This is a genomic window from Acetobacter sp. A11-2 (genome assembly GCF_040208445.1).
Lineage (GTDB): Bacteria > Pseudomonadota > Alphaproteobacteria > Acetobacterales > Acetobacteraceae > Acetobacter > Acetobacter oryzoeni.
Window position 1 is genome coordinate 195,072 of record NZ_CP157843.1, and the last position, 19,760, is coordinate 214,831.

Genomic DNA, 19,760 nt, shown 5'->3' on the forward strand with positions numbered 1-19,760 from the left:
TAGGAAACACTTATGCCGGATGATTTTTTGGCGGTGGTAAAAGCTGTTTAAGGTCAACTGCAATCTGATGGGCGCTAGAATCAACCGGTATCATGCCGACCAGATGGTTCTGACCATCCATCAGATACAGGAGCGAACTATGATCCATAAGGTAACCATTCCCTGTATTTGCACGGCGCCGTGCAGAGACATGAAATGCGGTCATGACAGGTTGAAGTTCTGCTTCAGTTCCGGTGAGCCCCACAATGCGCGTTGAAAAACGTTGGATATACTCTTTTACAACAGGCGGTGTGTCTCGCGCTGGGTCAACTGAAATGAAAATGGGTGTAACCTCTTGCCCTTGGGGGCCTAGTTCGTCCAGAGCCGCCGAGACAGTAGCAAGTGTAAGTGGACAGACATCTACGCAATGTGTGTAACCAAAGTAGATAAGCGTATAATGACCGTGAAAATCTGCCTGTGAAACCATGCGCCCGTTTTCATTCGTCAGGGTATAAGGGCCGCCAATCTGAGTGTGTGGGTGCGCTGTTAGAACAGCACGTAGCCCAGCCGCACTGATAAGAAGAGCCAAGCTAATTCCGACAACGGGCAACGCCATTTTCCAATTTTGTTTACGTGGAGGAATGGTTTTTTTCTTATGAGATAAAGGGTTGCGTTGGCTCTTCTGGGTCATGAACATATTATAGCAAACAGCACAGATATCTGCAGCAATGCATTGTTATTTCCGATAGGTCAGCGGGTTACATATTTGGGAGAAGATGCTGGAACAGGGGCAGCCTGTTCAGCGTTAAGGGCTGTGCTATGTCTTGCGTATGAATAACGATTTCTTCGGACAAAAAACATGTCGAAACCTGTTCTTGTTATTGGCGCAGGTCCTGTGGGCCTGACTATGGCCATAGAATTGGCCCGTTATGGTGTGCCTGTCAGAATTATCGATAAGTTGCCAACACGTACCACGCAATCTCGGGCATTGGCGATATGGCCCCGAACTTTGGAACTGCTGCAAGCTGCAGGGTGTGTTGAGGCTTTTGTCGCTCATGGGCTGCATACGAAAGCTCTTGGTATCTATTGGCGTAATAAAATACTTGGTTGCCTTTCCTTTCGGACAATCCCTTCTGAATTTGATTATTTGCTGATGCTACCACAATCGGAAACAGAGAGGTTGTTGGAAGAATACCTTAAAACTCTTGGTTGCACTGTTGAGCGTGAAACGGAAATTACAGACTTTTTGGATAAGGCAGAGAGTGTTTTATGCACGCTTAAACATAAGGAGGGGAGTGAACAGTTAGAAGCTGCATGGCTTATAGGCTGTGATGGTGCCCATTCTTTCGTACGCAACAGGCTTGGTATAGTGTTTGAAGGAGACACGATCCCCATAAATTTTCTGCTTGCTGATGTACGTATAACAGGCCTTTCTATTTCATCTGACGAACCAGCTATTTTCTGGAGTTCTGATGGTGCAGTCATGGTTTTTCCAATATCGCATGACCGCTACCGTATTATTGCAGACATTGGGTCAAATCCAGCGCATATGCCGAATTTGGAAGAAATGCAGACCATCATAAACCAACGCGGGTCGGGTGGAATTGCTTTGTCTGATCCGATATGGCTATCTGGCTTTAATATTAATGAACGCAAAGTTCAAGAATATCGTAAAAACCGTGTATTTTTGGCAGGCGATGCAGCACATGTTCATAGTCCTGCAGGTGGGCAAGGCATGAATATAGGCATGCAAGATGCCTTTAATCTTGCATGGAAGTTAGCCCTTGTAGAACAGGGAAAAGCTAAACCCTTCCTTCTGGATAGTTATAGTATTGAACGCAATGGTGTGGCGCAGCAGATATTGTCGGTCTCTAGGTGGATGACTAAAGTTGTTCTCATCAGAAACCACCAGTTGCAGAGAATGCGCAATGTTATTGTGAAATTGGTTTTCAGTATTCCGATAATTCGTCGCGCTCTTGCTAACAGGCTGTCTGGTATCAGAATCAATTATCCTGATAGTCCTCTCAATGCAGGTTCAATACATGGTTTATATAGTCCTGGAAAAAGATTGCCTATAAAGCATCACTTCCATCAGGGTGATACTCCGCGTTTTTTGCTTGCAGCTAAATACAGCGTAAAAGCACGTAATATGCTTTTACGTTATGCGTCCTTGTTAGAACCAGAACTATACGCACCACCGTATGCAAATGGTATCTGGCTTATAAGACCGGATGGTTATGTTGCAGTGGCAGCGCAAGGTGGAGACTGGACAATTATTGATACATTTTTATCTAGTATATCCGTAAAGAAACATCAGTAATTTAAAATATATTTACGTAATTAAAAGCAACCTCTTCAAAATATGGGCGTTTATTCACTTCACCCCCTGGAGGAGATTCCAAAAATGAATGTGAGTGAATTCTTATGGAAACGTCTTCAGGAGTGGGGGCTCAAGCGTGCTTATGGTTATCCGGGCGATGGAGTGGGTGGTATTGATGTCGCGCTTCAAAAAGAAATTGATGCTGGGAACTTTGAATATATTCAAGTCTAGCATGAAGAAATGGCCGCATTTATGGCCACGGCTCATGCCAAATTTACAGGGCAAGTGGGGCTCTGCTTTGCGACATCCGGCCCTGGCGCGATCCACCTTTTAAATGGACTGTATGATGCCAAGCTAGATCATGTTGGTGTTGTGGCCATTATGGGCCAGCAGGCACGGGTAGCGATTGGCTCCAATTACCAACAGGAAGTTGATCTGCAATCACTCTGCAAGGATGTTGCTTGCGAATATATCGTGACGGTAACTGAACCATCACAGATCCGCCACGCGATTGATCGTGCAGTACGGATTGCACGAGATAAACGTGCCCCCACGGTTATTATTGTGCCTAATGATTTACAGTTACTCCCTTATTTAGAACCACTTATGGCGCACGGCTTTACGCACACGGGCATTGGCAGAACAACTGTTAGCAAAGTGCCAGAAGATGAAGCCTTACGTGCGGCTGCCGAGATACTGAATTCAGGAAAAAAAGTTGCAATTCTTGCTGGGGCTGGCGCCTTGGATGCAACAGATGAGCTTGTGGATATTGCGGAAATACTTGGTGCAGGTATAGCCAAAGCTCTTTTGGGTAAGGCGGCAGTTCCTGATGACTTGCCTTTTGTTACCGGTTCCATTGGTTTGTTGGGTACAAAACCTTCGTGGGACTTAATGAAAGAATGCGATACTTTTTTAATGGTTGGCTCAGCCTTTCCCTATAGTGAATTTCTGCCCAAACCAGGGCAGGCGCGTGGTGTGCAAATTGATATCAACAGTGCCAATCTTTCCCTGCGTTACCCAATGGAAGTAAATCTTCAAGGTGATAGCGTAGCAACATTGCAAGCCCTTGTTCCGCTCCTTCGGCGCAACCACAATCGTTCGTGGCGGGTGCGAATTGAAAAAGAGGTGGCTAAATGGTGGAAAGTTCTGGAAATGCGCGCCATGGCGCGCGCACAGCCTCTTAATCCCCAACGTGTATTTTGGGAGCTTTCATCCCGTTTGCCAGAAAATGCTATTATTACGGCAGATTCTGGTTCTGTTGCCAATTGGTATGCGCGTGACCTTAAAATACGACGAGGCATGAAGGCTTCTCTTTCGGGTGGGTTGGCATCTCTTGGGGCAGGCACACCATACGCTATGGCAGGAAAAATGGCGTTTCCAGAACGCACAGTTATTGCCTGTATGGGAGATGGCGCCATGCAGATGAATGGTTTGAATGTTATGATTACAATTTCCAAATACTGGAAGCAGTGGTCCAACCCAAAATTGATTGTCCTTGTATTAAACAATCAGGATCTGAATCAGGTAACTTGGGAAGAGCGTATTCAGCTAGGTAAAGGTAAGACCGAAGCAACTCAATCTATTCCTGATTTTCCTTACCATAAGTATGCAGAACTGCTGGGGCTTAAGGGGATTTATGTTGATGATTCAGAAAAAGTGGCGGCAGCATGGGAAGAGGCCCTAGATGCAGATAGGCCAGTTATTCTTGAAGCCCGAACAGATCCCAATGTGCCGCCATTGCCTCCTCATATTACTTTACAGCAAGCCAAGGCCTTTCTTTCATCATTGCCAACAGATGCAGAACGTAGAAGTGTAATCAGTAGATCAGCTAAGCAGATTTTTGCATCTATTATGCCTGCACGTAAATCATAATCCGTTGGGTAAAATCTTTGGCCGCCTATTAAAAATAAGGCGGCTGTAAGTTTTTTGTTTTTACCTGCGGCATCTTTATTCTAAAGCATAGGTCTTCCGCCAGTTACGGGAAGAACAGCGCCTGTTGTGTAACTTGCTTCATCTGAAGCGAACATGACGTAGGCAGAAGCGAGTTCTGCTGGTTGTGCTGGCCGGCCAAGAGGAGTGTTTTTACCAAATTTGGCAATCTCTTCCTGCGGCATTGTTGATGGAATAAGTGGTGTCCAAACTGGACCAGGTGCAACAGCATTTACACGAATATTTTTTTCTCCCAACATTTGGGCAAGGCCCGCTGTAAAATTGGAAATAGCTGCTTTTGTGGCAGCATAGACAGGCAAATGCGGGGATGGTTGTACAGCGTTGATCGAAGTTGTGTTAATAATCGAAGCCCCACTGCTTAAATATGGCAAAGCTGCCTGACAGAGAAAAAACATACCGTAAAAATTTGTACGGAACGTAGTATCAAGCTCTTCTTCATCAATTTCGGAAAGATCTTTAATAGATTTTTGATGAGCCGCATTGTTTACCAAAATATTGAGATTTCCGAATGCATCTATGGTGCGTTTTATAATATCGTTACAATGTGAGCGTAATCGAATATCTCCCGGGAGTAAGATTGCGCGGCGCCCGGCTTTTTCTACCCATTCAGCTGTTGTCTGAGCATCTTTGTCTTCTGTATAATAAGCAATTGCAATATCTGCACCTTCACGTGCAAAAGCAATGGCAACTGCTCGACCTATTCCAGAATCTGCTCCTGTTATCAAAGCAACTTTGCCAGAAAGCTTTCCAGAGCCTCGATAACTTTCTTCCCCATGATCGGGGATAGGATTCATTTTGTCTGTTTCACCAGGAACTGCCTGATGTTGAGGGGGAATTCTTTCTTCATGTACCATCATATTTGCTCCTAAAGAGTGCGTTATGTTGAATTTTTCTTGCGAGTTTGAGCGGCTTTTCGTGCAGAGGCAGAGCGCTCTTCTGCCGTCCGGTGGGCGGAGGCCTCTCCACCCGCTTTGCCACCTTTGCGTGAGGGGGCATGTGTTACGGGATGGCCTCTTCCTGATCCACTTTTCTTGCCACCACCGGTTTCTTTGTTAACCGTAGCCCAAGCCCGGCGTTCAGCTTCCTTTTCACTGACACCATGTTGCTCATAGCTTTTTTCGATATGTTCAGCTTGTCGTTTTTGCGTGTCTGTGTAAGCAGATTTGTCACCACGAGGCATGATTTATGCTCCGTTTTTTTTATGGTTCTAACTTTCTTTTCGTATCTCACGAAAGAAAGATATATGTTTGATAGTAACGTTGAGTAATAAGAAAAGTTTTTGTTAAATCAGCCTGCTTTATACGCTGTTAATGAAAAGTTAAGTTCCAAGGAGTTCAAAAAGTAAAATGGAACGTTCTGTAACAGTAAAAACTCTTTTCTGTTCAAAGATACCCTTTTCTATTTCATCGCCAGCATCGGGACGGTTGGTATCAAGAAGCAACTTCCAATCACCGCCTTCAGCTTCTGGTAAAGTAAATTCCACGCTGTCTGTCCAGCCGTTTAAAATCAGGAATAATGTTGCATCTCCACCACGTTGCATAATTCCACTCGGTTGGGCGCGCCCATCTAGCATAAGACCAAAGCATTGTGCATGGTCCCATTCTTCCTGCATTATTTCCATGCCATTTGCGCTAATCCAGGTGAGTTCTTTAATATCCAGTTCTTTGTTGTAAGCTTCAGTAAGAAAACGGCTACGCCGTAAAATAGGAAAACGCTTTCTAAGATAGAGTATTCTTTGTGTGAAAGTTTTTAGGGTTTGCCCTTCTTCTTCAATGTTCCAGTTTATCCATGATATATCGTTATCTTGGCAATATGCATTGTTGTTTCCATTTTGAGTGCGACCAAATTCATCTCCAGCCAGAATCATGGGAGTACCTTGTGAGAACAGGAGAGTTGCCAACATGTTTCGGCATTGCCTCCAGCGTAATGTATTAATATTTTTATCGTGAGTAGGGCCTTCTATGCCATAGTTACAGGAACGGTTGTTGTCTGATCCATCTTTGCCATCTTCACCATTGGTATCATTGTGTTTATCGTTGTAGGAAACACAATCTTTAAGTGTGAAACCATCATGGGCTGTAATAAAGTTAATGCTCGCCCATGCCTGACGGCCGCTATGGTTAAAAAGGTCCGGACTACCAAGAAGGCGCGGTGCCAGAGCAGCAGCACGTGCTTCTCCTCGCCAGAAATCACGCACGGTATCACGAAATTGGTCATTCCATTCTGCCCAACTGGGAGGGAAATTTCCAACCTGATATCCACCGGGGCCGATATCCCATGGTTCGGCAATGAGTTTGAGATGCGCCAAGATGGGGTCTTGTCGGCAGACGCGTAAAAAACCAGCTTGGCGGTCAAAACCATTTTTTTCCCGCGCTAGAATAGAGCCAAGATCAAAGCGAAAACCATCCACGCCCATTTCTTCAGCCCAGTAACGTAAGCTGTCTGCCACAAACTTTATGACGTGTAGGGTATTCAGATTGAACGTGTTGCCGGTGCCTGTATCATTGATGTAATAGCGAAAATTATCAGGTATGAGCCGATAGTAAGAGGCATTGTCCAACCCTTTAAAGGACAATGTGGGGCCAAGTTCATTACCTTCTGCCGTATGATTATAGACGACATCCATAATAACTTCCAAATGAGCTTTATGGCAGCGAGCAACCATCTGCCGGAACTCTGCTGTTGGATCAGCGTGGTTTGCAGCATAGCACGTGTCTGGGGAGAAGAAACCGATGGTATTATAGCCCCAATAATTTGTAAGACCTTTTTCTATAAAAGATTGAGGGTTTACAAAACTCTGGATAGGCAGAAGTTCAATAGAAGTTATGCCTAAAGACTTGATATAATCCAATACAGAATCATGGCAGAATCCGGCATAGGTGCCGCGCAAATTCTCAGGCACCAAAGGGTTATTTTGTGTGAATCCCTTAACATGTGTTTCGTAAATAACAGTATCAGACCAATTTATTTTTAGTGGTTTGTTTTTTCTTTCTGATGGTGTGGAAATAATGCATTTCGGAATAAAAGGTGCGCTATCTTGTTCATCAAAACTTAAATCCAAATCAGGATGTCCCAGTTGATACCCAAAAAGGGCAGGGTTCCATTCCAGATTTCCCAAGTAGCTGCGAGCATATGGGTCTAAAAGCAGTTTGTTGGGGTTGAAACGGTGTCCAGCATCGGGCTCGTAGGGGCCATGTGCACGTAACCCATAGAGCTGACCCGGATGTAAATCAGGTATCCAACCATGGAAGACTTGATCTGTGTATTCTGGAAGACGAATACGGTTTGTTTCTGTTTTTCCATCCTGGTCAAAAAGACAGATATCTACAGCCGTAGCGTTGGCAGAAAAAACAGCAAAATTAACACCAGATCCATCATATGTAGCCCCAAGTTCTATGGGGTTTCCTTCACGTAGGCGCTGACGAAGCGGAAGACTCATTGGCAGTGTCCTCATTCATTTTTCACCTCTTGGCGAAAACATGGCACAGCATAAGCCCGTAACGCGTGGTCATTGCGAAAATTCAGTAACATAATCGTGTGTGAGGGACATTTTAGGAAGGTCAACGTTCTATATGTCATAGCTACTGATAGCTGCGTCATGCCTGTCAGGGCGAAATATTCCATTCAAGATATACAAAAAGGGATGAGACATGACGCAGACATCCGTTGAAATGCTACCAACCAATCTGAACGTTCTTTCTGTTGCGTCAGAAATGTATCCGTTAATAAAAACTGGTGGTTTAGGGGATGTTGTCGGCTCTTTACCCGGTGCTTTACGTTCATATGGAATAAAAACGCATACATTATTGCCTGGCTACCCTTCCGTCATGGATGCTTTGGAAGAGCGACAAATTGTTAAACAATTTGATAATGTATTGGGATATGCTGTTACTATTTGGGAAGGCGTGACAAAGAATCGTGCATTATTTGTAGCTGATGTGCCCGCTTTATATAATCGAGTGGGAAACCCTTATGGCAGCCCAACAGGCCAGGACTGGCCAGATAATGGCATACGTTACGCGGTTCTGGCACGTATTGGCGCATTTATTGCACAAGGATATCTGGCACATTGGCGGCCTGCAGTCGTGCAAACTCACGATTGGCATTCCGCATTAGTTGCAGCTTATCTGCATTATGATGCCGTAGAAGCTCCGCCTGTTGCACATGTTATTCATAATTTGGCGTTCCAGGGCATTTTCCCCCGTAATAAACTTGAAGAATTCGGGTTACCACCGCATGCATTTGCCTTGGAAGGTTTGGAGTATCATGGGCAGATAAGTTTTTTGAAGGGAGCATTGTTTTTTGCAAATCGCTTAACAGCGGTATCTCCTACATATGCAGAAGAGATTCAAATGCCAGAACATGGTATGGGTCTTGATGGTTTGCTTCGTACCCGGTCGGCTGCGTTGAATGGCATTCTCAATGGCCTAGATCTTTCGGAGTGGGATCCTATGACAGATCCTGCCGTAACGTTTCCATATGCAGTTGGGGACATCATTGGGCGCCGTGCAAATAAAAGAGTATTACAAGCTGAATTTGGATTGCCGCAAACGGCAGAAACCTTTCTTTTAGGGCTTGTTAGCCGTTTAACCACACAAAAAGGTGTGGATATTCTGGCCGAAATTGTACCGCGTCTGTTTGAATGGAATATACAACTTATTATTGTAGGTGTGGGAGATCGGGAAATTATGCGATCTCTTGCGGAATTGCAAAGTCGTTACCCACATCAATTAGCATGTCATTTGCATTATAGCGAAAATCTTGGCCATAAATTGCATTCTACTGTTGATGCTTCTCTTATCCCATCCAGGTTTGAGCCTTGCGGTCTCACTCAACTACATGCGCTGCGTTATGGATCTGTGCCGATTGCAGCGCGTGTTGGCGGATTATCAGATACCATTGTGGATGCAAATTCAGCAGCTATAGCGGAAGGTGTTGCGAACGGTGTTTTATTCGCTCCAACCAATAGTGAAACACTTTTGGTAGCTATTAGGCGAGCATATGCCTTGTTTCAGCAAAAATCTGTTTGGGCACGTTTGCAGCGTAATGGTGCATTGCATGATGTCTCATGGGAAGGGAAAGCGGCAGAATATGCCCAATTATTTAGAGAGTTAGCTGGTCACTCCCCATTACATCATAATACTTACGCTGAAATTGCGCCTCGCCGAGGCGATATTTTACAGCGCTCGTTCCGGGCTCTGCGCAGAATACAGCCAGCCCGTATGCCGCTTGGTGGGCAAAAAAGTGAAAGCCTGAAGAGCACAGGAACATATGCTTGATTAAGCAGAACAGAATTATTTTACAGTAATAAAAAACGGTATGTATTGCAATGCCTGCTCGCTCTGTATCTAAAAATCGTAAAATGGCAGATTTGGCGCTTCAAAAGCACATAGAAGAGCTTGTTGTCGGAAACTGCTCTAATCCTTTTGCTATATTGGGGCGGCATCCTGATGGGCGCGGGGATATTGTGCGCGTATTTTTCCCGGATGCTTTTGAAGTTCGGGCCATTATTACCTCATCGGACGGCTCTATCGTTGAGCGACAAATGCAGCGTATTCATCCTCATGGCGTTTATAGTGTTACAATTCCAAAACGTAGCCAAAGTTATTTTGTAAGGGTGAAGTGGGCGGATAGTTGGCAAGATGTTGTTGACCCTTACAGTTTTGGTAAATTACTAGGGGATTTAGACCTGCATTTGTTTTCAGAGGGACGCCATCACTCTCCTGATGACATTATGGGGGCACATTGTATCGAGATTAATGGTGTAAAAGGTGTGCGCTTTACGGTTTGGGCACCTAATGCCAGTAGGGTTTCTGTTATTGGAGATTTCAACATTTGGGATGGTAGACGCCACCCTATGCGGTTACGCCATGGAGCGGGAGTATGGGAGTTGTTTGTTCCCGGCCTTATGGCAGGTGAACGCTATAAATATGAAATTCTTTCTTCTAAAGGCAAGGTTTTACCAGCAAAGGCAGATCCTTATGCGCGTTTTACGGAAAAGCCTCCAGCTACAGCATCGCGTGTTGCCGCCCTACAGAATTATGAATGGCATGATACGGAATGGATGGAGCAAAGGCATAAACGGCATAAAGTGAATGCCCCGCTCTCTATTTATGAAATTCATGCACCGTCTTGGAGACTGCCAGAAACTGGCCAAGGGTTTATATCTTGGAGCAGTTTGGCTGATGTACTTATTCCCTATATTCAGGGATTGGGATTTACGCATATAGAGTTACTTCCAATTACAGAGTATCCTTTTTCTGGATCCTGGGGATATCAGCCTGTCAGTATGTATGCGCCAACAGCTCGGCATGGCGAGCCCTGTGAGTTTGCTGCATTTGTAGATCGGTGCCATCAGGCTGGTATCGGGGTAATTATGGATTGGGTGCCAGCTCATTTTCCTTCTGATCCGCATGGGCTTGCCTGTTTTGACGGTACACATCTTTACGAACATGCTGATCCACAGGAGGGATTTCATCAGGACTGGCACACACTTATCTATAATTTTGGCCGGAATGAGGTGAGGGGCTTTTTACTGGGAAGTGCCTTGTATTGGCTGAAGCACTTTCATATTGATGGTCTGCGGGTCGATGCCGTTGCGTCCATGTTGTATCGTGATTACAGCCGTAAGGATGGGGAATGGAAGCCTAATATTTATGGTGGACGTGAAAATCTTGAGGCTGTCTCGTTTTTTCACGAATTTTCTGCTCTTATCCGAGATACGCATAATGACGTTATGCTGATAGCTGAAGAGTCTACTGCGTGGCCGGGCGTAACTATGTCTGCTGAGGCAGGCGGATTAGGGTTCCGTTTTAAATGGAATATGGGCTGGCTGCATGATACTTTGCGTTATATGCAGCGAGATCCGCTCTGGCGTGGTTATCATGCGCATGATCTGACGTTTGGCATGATTTATGCCTATTCCGAACAGTTTATTTTACCTCTTTCTCATGATGAAGTTGTGCACGGCAAAGGTTCTCTTTTGTCGCGCATGTCGGGGGATGCTTGGCAGAAGCATGCAAACCTACGGTGCCTTTATGGGCTTATGTGGGCGTATTCCGGAAAACAGCTGCTTTTTATGGGGGGAGAGTTGGCTCAATGGGAGGAATGGAACCATGATGGCCAAATAGCCTGGCACAGGCTGGTGGAGGCATCTGGAAAGGGGATGCATGATACCGTTGCCACTCTCAATCGCCTTTATCGTGCTTATCCGGCTTTATATGCAGATGATTATAGCCCCCAGGGTTTTCAATGGGTGATTGCAGACGATACGCAAAATAATGTTTTTGCATGGTTGCGTTATGCGCCAGATGCAGCACCAGTGTTGGTTGTCTGTAATATGACCCCTGTGCCTCGCCATAATTATAGGGTGGGAGTGCCGCATGGTGGATATTGGCACGAAATCCTTAATACTGATGCTGCATGTTTTGGTGGCTCTAATGTTGGCAACGCTGGGGGCCTGTATGCGCAGGATGTGCCTGCGCATGGAATGTGTTGTTCTCTAGAGGCAACGCTCCCACCTCTTTCTGTTTTATATTTTAGTCCGGTTGCTATCTAGGCACGTTATGCTTGCTTGAAAGGTTCCTGACCATGCGCACGTTTCTTTTTAGAAAAAGTTTTGGTGCGGAACTGTTGGAAAAAGGACAAACCTTTTTCACTATTTGGGCACCTTCAAGTGAAAATGTCTTTTTACGTATCGAAGGTATGCAAGATCAAAAAATGCATTCTGATGGCCTTGGGCATTTCAGCCTTATGGTTCCTTGTGGTGCAGGGGCTCGTTATCGTTTTTGTATTTCTGGTGGTCTGTGCGTGCCGGACCCCGCAAGCCGTAGTCAGCCAGATGGCGTGCTTGGTGCAAGTGAAGTGATAGATCCAGAACATTATCAATGGCAGTGCCCAGAATGGCGGGGTAGGCCGTGGCATGAAGCTGTTATTTATGAACTGCATGCAGGTTTGCTGGGTGGCTATGGCAGCATATGCCAACAGCTAGATGAATTGGCAGCGCTTGGCATTACAGTTATTGAACTTATGCCGATAAATAGCTTTGGGGGGACTAGAAACTGGGGATATGATGGTGTTTTACCGTATGCTCCAGCAGTTTCTTATGGTCGGCCAGATGAATTGAAGCATCTGATTGATGCAGCCCATATGCGTGGAATTATGGTTATCCTTGATGTTGTTTACAATCATTTTGGGCCTGAGGGAAATTTTTTACCTGAATATGCTGATGATTTTTTCGATCATGATCAGCACTCTACGTGGGGAGTAGGTATTTATTTTAGCAAACCTGAAGTGAGAGATTATTTTATAGAAAATGTAATATACTGGATTATGGAATATCGGTTTGATGGTGTACGGATTGATGCAGCATCTGCCATTTCTGACCATACATGGTTTGAAGCTTTGCAGAAACGGGTCCAGACCACGATTGAACCGGGCCGGCATGTGCATTTGATCCTTGAAAACGAAAATAATGATGCAGGTCTGCTAAGAAATGGTTTTACGGCTCAATGGAATGATGATGGCCATAATGCCTTGCATGTTCTTCTGACGGGAGAACATGAAGGATATTACAAAATGTTTTCTAAAAACCCAACGCAGGATTTAGCGCGTGTTTTATCAGAAGGTTTTGTTTATCAAGGGCAATTCAACCCTTATTCTGGCAAAAGGCGAGGAATGCCTAGCGGGGATCTGCCGGCAACAAAGTTTATTTTATTTTTGCAAAATCATGATCAAACAGGCAATCGCGCATTTGGGGAGAGATTGTTAGCGCTGGCAAATCCAAAAGCTGTGAAGGCAGCGTATGCTTTGCTCCTTTTAAGCCCAATGATTCCCATGATTTTTATGGGAGAAGAGTGGGGGGGTATCACACCGTTTTATTTTTTCTGTGATTTCCATGGTGACTTGGCTGAGCAGATCAAAGAAGGGCGACAAAACGAGTTTTCTCAATTTTCTGCATTTCAAAATGAGGAAGACCGTAAACGTATTCCAGATCCGAATGCATTAAGCACTTTTGAAGCATCTAGACCTGATAGAAGTTTGCGGGATACAGATTGGGGAAAGGAATGGTTGTCCGTTACACATCACTTACTCGAACTGCGTAAAAAATGGATTATTCCTTATCTGCATTATGTGCAGAGTGCAGGAGTAAAAATACTAGGAGTGGGTGCTATTTGTGCTCATTGGCATTTGAGCGATAAAAAATTACTTACTATTTTTATAAATATTTCTGATGAAAATTATAAAATTACTGAGCCGCATGGTGTTTTGTTCGCTATTCCAGATACAAGAGAAGCAGGAACATTGCCGGCATTCAGTTTTGTGGCCAGTATGGAGAGCAGGTCATGAACAAATCATTACGTGCAACTTATCGCCTTCAATTTCATAAATATTATACTTTGTATGATGCCGTGCAACTTGTGCCGTATCTTGAAAACCTTGGCATTAGCCATATTTATGCATCCCCACTATTGGCCGCGGTGCCAAGTTCAATGCACGGATATGATACAATTAGTTGGGATTATATAGACCCAGAAAAAGGTGGAGAAGCTGGGCTACAAGCTTTGGTAGATGAACTACATGCCCATAATATGGGTCTTATTCTTGATATTGTACCCAACCATATGTCCACGCACCATCTTAACGTATGGTGGCAAGATGTTTTGAAATATGGATCTAGTAGTAAATATGCAGCTTTCTTTGATATCGATTGGGATGTATCTCAGGTAGATGAGGCGCATCATATTATCCTTCCATTTCTTGAGAAACCTTTAAGTGATATTATTAAAGAAAAGAAAATTCGTTTTTCATATATGGATGAAGAAAGATCTTTTGTCTTTGTTTATGAAGACAAAATTTTTCCAGTAGCCTTAGAAAGTATGAAATGGGTAGAAGGTTTTGCTGAGTATAAGAATGAAGAAAGTCTTACCTCTGTTTCAAGAAAACATTTGATAGATTTTTTTTCTTCTGAAACGTCAGAAGGAAGACAAAACCTTTCGATGTTACTTCAAAAGCAACATTATCGATTGGTTTGGTGGCGTAATGCTGGTGATTTAGTGAATTGGCGTCGTTTTTTTGATGTAACATCGCTTATTGCACTTCGTATGGAACAGTCATACGTTTTCACTCATACTCATGCATATTTATTTGACTTATATCAACGAGGTTTGATTGATGGGTTTAGAATTGATCATATAGATGGTTTGTTGCAACCAGATGAATACTGCCAAAATTTAAGAAAAAAACTGGAACAATTAAAACAAAAAAGACCAGAGTCTTTGCGTAATGATCCTATTATTTTTGTAGAAAAAATTTTAGCTAATAAGGAATCTCTCCCAAAAAAATGGCAGGTTTCTGGTACTACAGGTTATGATTTTCTTGAGCAAATTTCTCTTCTTTTGCATTCTCCAAAAGGAGAGAAAAAGTTAGACTTTATATGGGAACAATGTGGCAGTTTTCCCTATAAAAAAGTGCAGGATTTGGCGCGGAATGAAAAACTGAATTCTTCATTTTATAAAATGTTTCATGATTTGATATCATCTTTTGTGAAATTTTTTTCGTTAGAGCAGAATATAACAACGCATTCTATAGAAACTGCGCTGCGCACTATTCTACTGTCATTTCCTATATATCGTATTTATTTTTCAGGAAATACTATCAGCAAACAGAGCCTTCCATACTTACGAAAGGCCTGTAATGAAGCACGTAAAGAGTTACCTTCTTATCATCTTCCATTATTGAATAAGATTGAGCAGATTTTAAGCCAGACAATTTATCAAACATTGAATAGAAAAGCCCCTGAAAATTTATTTGTTAATCTCACAGCTCCTTTAGCGGCAAAGGCCGGGGAAGATACCGCATTCTATCGTTATGCACGTTTATTGTCTCGGAACGAAGTTGGGACAGATCCAGCCCTTTTTTCAAAAAATATAGAAGCATTTCATCAAGCCAATATGTCACGTTTTACATCATATCCAGAGGCATTGCTTTGTACGGCAACGCACGATCATAAACGCGGAGAGGATGGCAGGGCTCGCCTTATGGTTTTAAGTGAGCCTGAGGTGAAATGGCCTGAAACTGTCATGCGCTGGTTTGCAGAAAATCCATCTGTTTCTAAAGCAGAGCAAATTTTTATATACCAAACCCTTATTGCTGCCTGGCCATTAAATAATGAAGATTTTTCTAATTTTTCTCAAAGACTTCAATCTTATTTAACCAAAGCTCTGAGAGAAGCAGGCTTATGCACTAGTTGGGATAATCCTGATTTGGTATATGAAAAAACATGCCAAAATTTTATGGTGCAGCTTTTATATACATCATTTGTCAAAGATCTAGCTACATTCATAAATAATATTTCTTCTGCTGCCGCTATTAATAGTCTTACCCAAGTTATTTTACGTTATACGGTTCCTGGCGTTCCTGACCTGTATCAAGGGCGTGAGGAATGGGATTTTAGTCTTGTAGATCCCGATAATAGAAGGTCTGTGAATTATCTAAAATTACAAAAAAGTTTAGGGAGAGAAGAAAATCTTTCAGTATTAGCAACCAGTTGGCGTGATGGGAGGATTAAACAAGAAATAATTCGAAAACTTTTGATATTAAGAAAAAAATATCCACAATTATTTATAAACGGTTTGTATAAAGAAGTTTTGGTGGAAGGTGATTTGTCAGATCATGTTGTGGTATTTCAGAGAGTTACTAAAGATATAAAAATAATTGTTATTACTTCACGGTTTAATTTTTCACTTAAAATTAATGAAAGTTTACAAAGCTGTCATGAAGGATGGAAAAAAACCAAGATTTTTTTACATGATGATTGGAAAAGTGCAGAATGGAAAAGTGTTTTATGGAATAAATCCTGTACAAATAAAGACTTTGATAATCTTGGTTATTTTTATGGTGCATTGCCGTTTGATGTTCTTATTGCGCATGATGTTACATGATCTGGTGTATAAAGCAGGATGCGGATTAAAGGTTAAAGGGCAGATTGGGAACATATACGCCAGACCACACGTTGTTTGATCTCTATCTGAATGACGAAGAGGAAAAAGTTGTGGCGACAATACTCATAACTGGTGCAGGCACAGGTTTTGGTCATGAAGTTGCACTTCGGTTGGCCGCCAAAGGTTTTAATGTGATTGCTGGCGTGGAAATTGCAGCACAAGTTCATTCTTTGTCTGAAGAAGAAAAAAAACGTGGTGTCAACTTATGTGTTGAGAAACTGGATGTGACGTGTGAGGGGGACCGTTTGAAGGCAGCTAAATGGGATGTTGATATTTTGCTGAATAATGCAGGTATTTCTGAAGGGGGTGCAATTGCAGATATTCCAGCAGAAAATTTGCGCCGTCAGTATGAAGTCAACGTCATTGGTCCAGTTATACTTACGCAGTTGTTACTGAAGAAAATGGTAAAGAACAAGAAAGGCCGGATTGTTTTTATGTCATCTGTAGCTGGTTTGACGACAGATCCGTTTTCCGGCGCATATTCCTCTTCCAAACATGCTGTTGAGGCAATTGCATCTGCTCTAAGTCAGGAAGTCAAGGAGTTTGGTATCGAAGTTGCCACGGTAAACCCTGGACCATTCCTTACTGGCTTTAACGACCGTATGTTCGATAGTTGGAAAAGTTGGGTCGATGATCCTACACAACGTCTATTCGACTATGAAAATATTGCATTTCCGCATGAACAGTATGATCCCGAACCTGTTTTTGAAACGACAATTGGCGTTCTGACAGGGGAAATTGATAATTATCGCAATGTTGAACCCAAGGAAATCATCAGTCAGCAGAAAGAACTTCTGGATGCTGTATGGAAACAGAAAGTAACTGATGGACTTGGGAAACGGTCCGACCTGGTGCAAAAGGCTTACGATATCAGGCCGGGAACTCCAGCCTGATGCAGCCTTCGGAAAGCAGGTTGGCCAATAGGTGCAGGTGTATGAAGTTTAATCTGACAGCATATGTTCAATCTGTGCAGCAATATGGAAAAGGGTACGATCTTCTGCGTGGCGGCCCATAACCATCAGTCCTACGGGAGCTTCACCCACACGATGGCATGGAAGACTGATAGCACAAAGATCAAGAAAATTGGCTATAGTGGTGTTGCGCAGTAAAAGCAGATTAGTTGCGATGTAATGGGCATTATCATTCATATCGCTGATTTTGGGCGCGATAATAGGCACAGTTGGTAAAATAACAGCGTCATAATGGTTCATAATATCGGCTGCCTGCCGGATCAGTCTGGCTCTGCTTTGCTGCAAAGAAATATAATCTACGGCGTTTTGCTCATAACCTCTTAGAATGCGCTGCAATACAAAAGGATCATAAAGGCTACGGTGCATTTTTAGCAAAGATTGATGCCATGTGAGAGATTCCGCTGCGGGAAAACCTCCCTTACTGTTGGCCTTAGGAATTTCCTTAAGGGGAGGGCATGTAAATGTTTCCAGTACAACGCCGTTACCGGAGAGTTTGCGCAAACTCTCCTCCCATGTCTGGGCTACTGTCTTGTCCATATCTTCCATAACGGAAGTGCCAAGAATACCTAAGCGGAGCGTGTTCCCCTCCCGTCCGGTTGGGGCATCTTGTATGCGGAGTGTCCCTGTTGCCATAAGGCTATCTGCAGCCCAGCAGCACTTTACGGTACGACCAATGCTGCCAATGGAATCTAACGTGAAAGAAAGGGGCACAGTGCCTTGGGTAGAGATACGGCGTGCTGTAGGTTTGAAACCAACAAGGCCAGTAAGTGCCGCAGGGATACGGCAGGAGCCCCCTGTATCACTGCCAATACCGACAAGAGCCATGTTGTCCGAGACTGAAATGGCGGCTCCAGAAGAAGAACCGCCGGGAATGCGTTTTTCATTTCTGTGCCACGGGTTGGTTGGGGTGCCAAAGTGAGGGTTTATGCCAATGCCGGAAAAAGCAAATTCGGTCATGGTTGTTCTGCCAACACTAATCAGCCCGGCCTGCTTAAGCCGCTGAATAGCTGGCGCATCCATACTGGCTGGTGACGCATCTGCTAGCACCATGGAGCCGGCTTTGGTGGTGGAACCTGCTTCATCAAAAAGATCTTTAACGGAGGCAGGAAGCCCGGCTAAAGGCGAGGGAGCCTGCCCCTTTGATCGTAATCTATCGATGTCATCGGCTTGCTGGCGCGCAGCCATGGCGTGCACAGATATGAAGGTACGCGCGCCTTCTCCATGTGGGTCTGCAATGTTGGCTAAAGCGTTTTCTACTAATTGCCGGGCCGTTGTACGGCCATCCGCAAGTGCCTGTGCAGCATCTAGCATGGATGGGAATAGAAGGGACATGAGGGGCAGTTCCGTGTTTATTGGCTGTTGATCCATGACAAGAATAGGTGGGAGTGTATCATGGTTGGCTTACAGCCACAGCAAAAGACAGGTCACGACAGTTTTATGTGAAGGTATGTCCCGAATTATCGATTGCGTTAAATTTTTAATTATTGGCATCCATAATTTGTGTGCCTGGCCAATTTTGAGACATCACCATGCTTTTTGCCAATTCAATAAGAATATTTCTAACGGCAACACCAGCTTCTGTTTCAGGAATACTTTCTGGTACGCATAGAGAAACATCTTCCTGAATGATGGGGCTGCGGAGTTCATGCACGCGGGATTTGCCCGGAACAATAATCTTGCTGGCAACAGACCAAGGCAGGATAGTAAAACCAATACCAGCAGCAACGGCATCCTGAAGTGTCAGAAGAGCTTCAACTTCTGCAACAATATGTGGCTCTATTTGCTTGCGTGCAAAAGCAGTGTTGATACGTTTGCGCACAAAATTGTAGTCTGGAGGAAGCAATAGGGGCACTTCAGTGAGTTCTGAAAGTTTGACAGGTGCCGATCCCCTTTCTGCAAAAGGGGAGTTTTCTGGCGCAACCAAGAAAAAATTTTCTTTCATCAAGGGTGTAAAATTCACACCTTTGATTGGCCCAGCACCGTGGATAATGGCCATATCTAACCGACCGGTCATGACCATTTCGCTGTAAATATCATCAAAGCTTTCGGTTAAATGAAGGATGATGCCAGGCAGTTTGGCACGCACTTCTTTCAGAAGAGTCAAAGACAAAGTAGAGCCAGAGGAATACGGCGAAAGACCAACAGATACTTTGCCAACTAAAGGCCCACCACCACTGCTGACTTCTGTCATGGCCCGATCAAGCTGTTTGATCATGGTTTGAGCGTGACGGTAAAGTTCCAACCCTGCAGCTGTAGGAGTGCCCCCCATTTTACTGCGGATAAGCAACTTTTGTTTAAATGCGGTTTCAAGAGAGGCTAACTGTTGGCTGAGGGCTGGCTGCGCAATGTTCAGAATATCAGCAGCACGGGGAATGCTTCCGATATCAATAATTTTTACGAATGCCTGTAGTCGCCTGATGTCCAATTTGAGTCATCTCCATGCGCTGCATTTCAAATTATTGTTACCGAAAATATGCTATCAGTCAATAAGCATTCGAAACGAATATTTTGATGGAACTTCCATTCATGATTGAGTAT

At 43.9% G+C, this 19,760-nt stretch carries 12 protein-coding genes and 1 pseudogene; 7 read left to right on the top strand and 6 right to left on the bottom strand.

Going from position 1 to position 19,760, the window contains the following annotated elements:
* Window positions 1-10: 10 nt before the first annotated feature.
* Window positions 11-568, bottom strand: coding sequence for an SCO family protein (locus ABNV41_RS01015; RefSeq protein WP_250698107.1), 558 nt, complete (start codon window positions 566-568; stop codon window positions 11-13).
* Window positions 569-838: 270 nt separating this feature from the next.
* Between ABNV41_RS01015 and ABNV41_RS01020 the strand changes: the two genes are divergently transcribed.
* Both ABNV41_RS01020 and ABNV41_RS01025 read left to right on the top strand, forming a co-directional pair.
* Entirely contained in the window at window positions 839-2,299 is a 1,461-nt protein-coding gene (locus tag ABNV41_RS01020; RefSeq protein WP_050818418.1) for an FAD-dependent monooxygenase, read from the top strand.
* Between the two features lie 84 nt (window positions 2,300-2,383).
* Window positions 2,384-4,171 (top strand): annotated as a pseudogene (locus ABNV41_RS01025) (thiamine pyrophosphate-requiring protein).
* 80 nt (window positions 4,172-4,251) lie between these two features.
* On the opposite strand, the gene ABNV41_RS01030 reads toward ABNV41_RS01025, so the two are convergent.
* The 3 genes from ABNV41_RS01030 to glgX form a co-directional block, all read right to left on the bottom strand.
* Entirely contained in the window at window positions 4,252-5,106 is an 855-nt protein-coding gene (locus ABNV41_RS01030; RefSeq protein WP_050818417.1) for a glucose 1-dehydrogenase, read from the bottom strand.
* Between the two features lie 20 nt (window positions 5,107-5,126).
* Window positions 5,127-5,429, bottom strand: a complete 303-nt coding sequence (locus tag ABNV41_RS01035; protein ID WP_050818416.1) for a hypothetical protein — start codon at window positions 5,427-5,429, stop codon at window positions 5,127-5,129.
* 138 nt (window positions 5,430-5,567) lie between these two features.
* Window positions 5,568-7,688, bottom strand: coding sequence for a glycogen debranching protein GlgX (gene glgX / locus ABNV41_RS01040; protein WP_050818415.1), 2,121 nt, complete (start codon window positions 7,686-7,688; stop codon window positions 5,568-5,570).
* A gap of 211 nt (window positions 7,689-7,899) precedes the next feature.
* Between glgX and glgA the strand changes: the two genes are divergently transcribed.
* The 5 genes from glgA to ABNV41_RS01065 all read left to right on the top strand — a co-directional run bounded on the left by glgA (window position 7,900) and on the right by ABNV41_RS01065 (window position 17,144).
* Window positions 7,900-9,528: a glycogen synthase GlgA gene (gene glgA, locus ABNV41_RS01045; protein WP_349934861.1), complete on the top strand. Its 1,629-nt coding sequence runs from the start codon at window positions 7,900-7,902 to the stop codon at window positions 9,526-9,528.
* Between the two features lie 50 nt (window positions 9,529-9,578).
* A complete protein-coding gene (glgB, locus tag ABNV41_RS01050) occupies window positions 9,579-11,807 on the top strand; it encodes a 1,4-alpha-glucan branching protein GlgB (protein ID WP_050818413.1) in 2,229 nt (742 codons plus the stop codon).
* A gap of 32 nt (window positions 11,808-11,839) precedes the next feature.
* Window positions 11,840-13,597: a malto-oligosyltrehalose trehalohydrolase gene (treZ, locus tag ABNV41_RS01055; protein ID WP_050818412.1), complete on the top strand. Its 1,758-nt coding sequence runs from the start codon at window positions 11,840-11,842 to the stop codon at window positions 13,595-13,597.
* Window positions 13,594-16,191 carry a malto-oligosyltrehalose synthase gene (treY, locus tag ABNV41_RS01060; protein ID WP_349934862.1) on the top strand — a complete coding sequence of 866 codons (2,598 nt, stop codon included), beginning with the start codon at window positions 13,594-13,596 and terminating at the stop codon, window positions 16,189-16,191. Before treZ ends, treY begins: the two co-directional genes overlap by 4 nt.
* Window positions 16,192-16,262: 71 nt before the next feature.
* Window positions 16,263-17,144: an SDR family oxidoreductase gene (locus tag ABNV41_RS01065; RefSeq protein ID WP_230844563.1), complete on the top strand. Its 882-nt coding sequence runs from the start codon at window positions 16,263-16,265 to the stop codon at window positions 17,142-17,144.
* Window positions 17,145-17,192: 48 nt separating this feature from the next.
* Here ABNV41_RS01065 and ABNV41_RS01070 read toward each other — a convergent pair whose 3' ends face one another.
* Together ABNV41_RS01070 and ABNV41_RS01075 are read right to left on the bottom strand one after the other, a co-directional pair.
* A complete protein-coding gene (locus ABNV41_RS01070) occupies window positions 17,193-18,554 on the bottom strand; it encodes an amidase (protein ID WP_349934863.1) in 1,362 nt (453 codons plus the stop codon).
* Window positions 18,555-18,699: 145 nt separating this feature from the next.
* Window positions 18,700-19,647 carry a LysR substrate-binding domain-containing protein gene (locus ABNV41_RS01075; protein WP_349934864.1) on the bottom strand — a complete coding sequence of 316 codons (948 nt, stop codon included), beginning with the start codon at window positions 19,645-19,647 and terminating at the stop codon, window positions 18,700-18,702.
* Window positions 19,648-19,760: the final 113 nt, after the last annotated feature.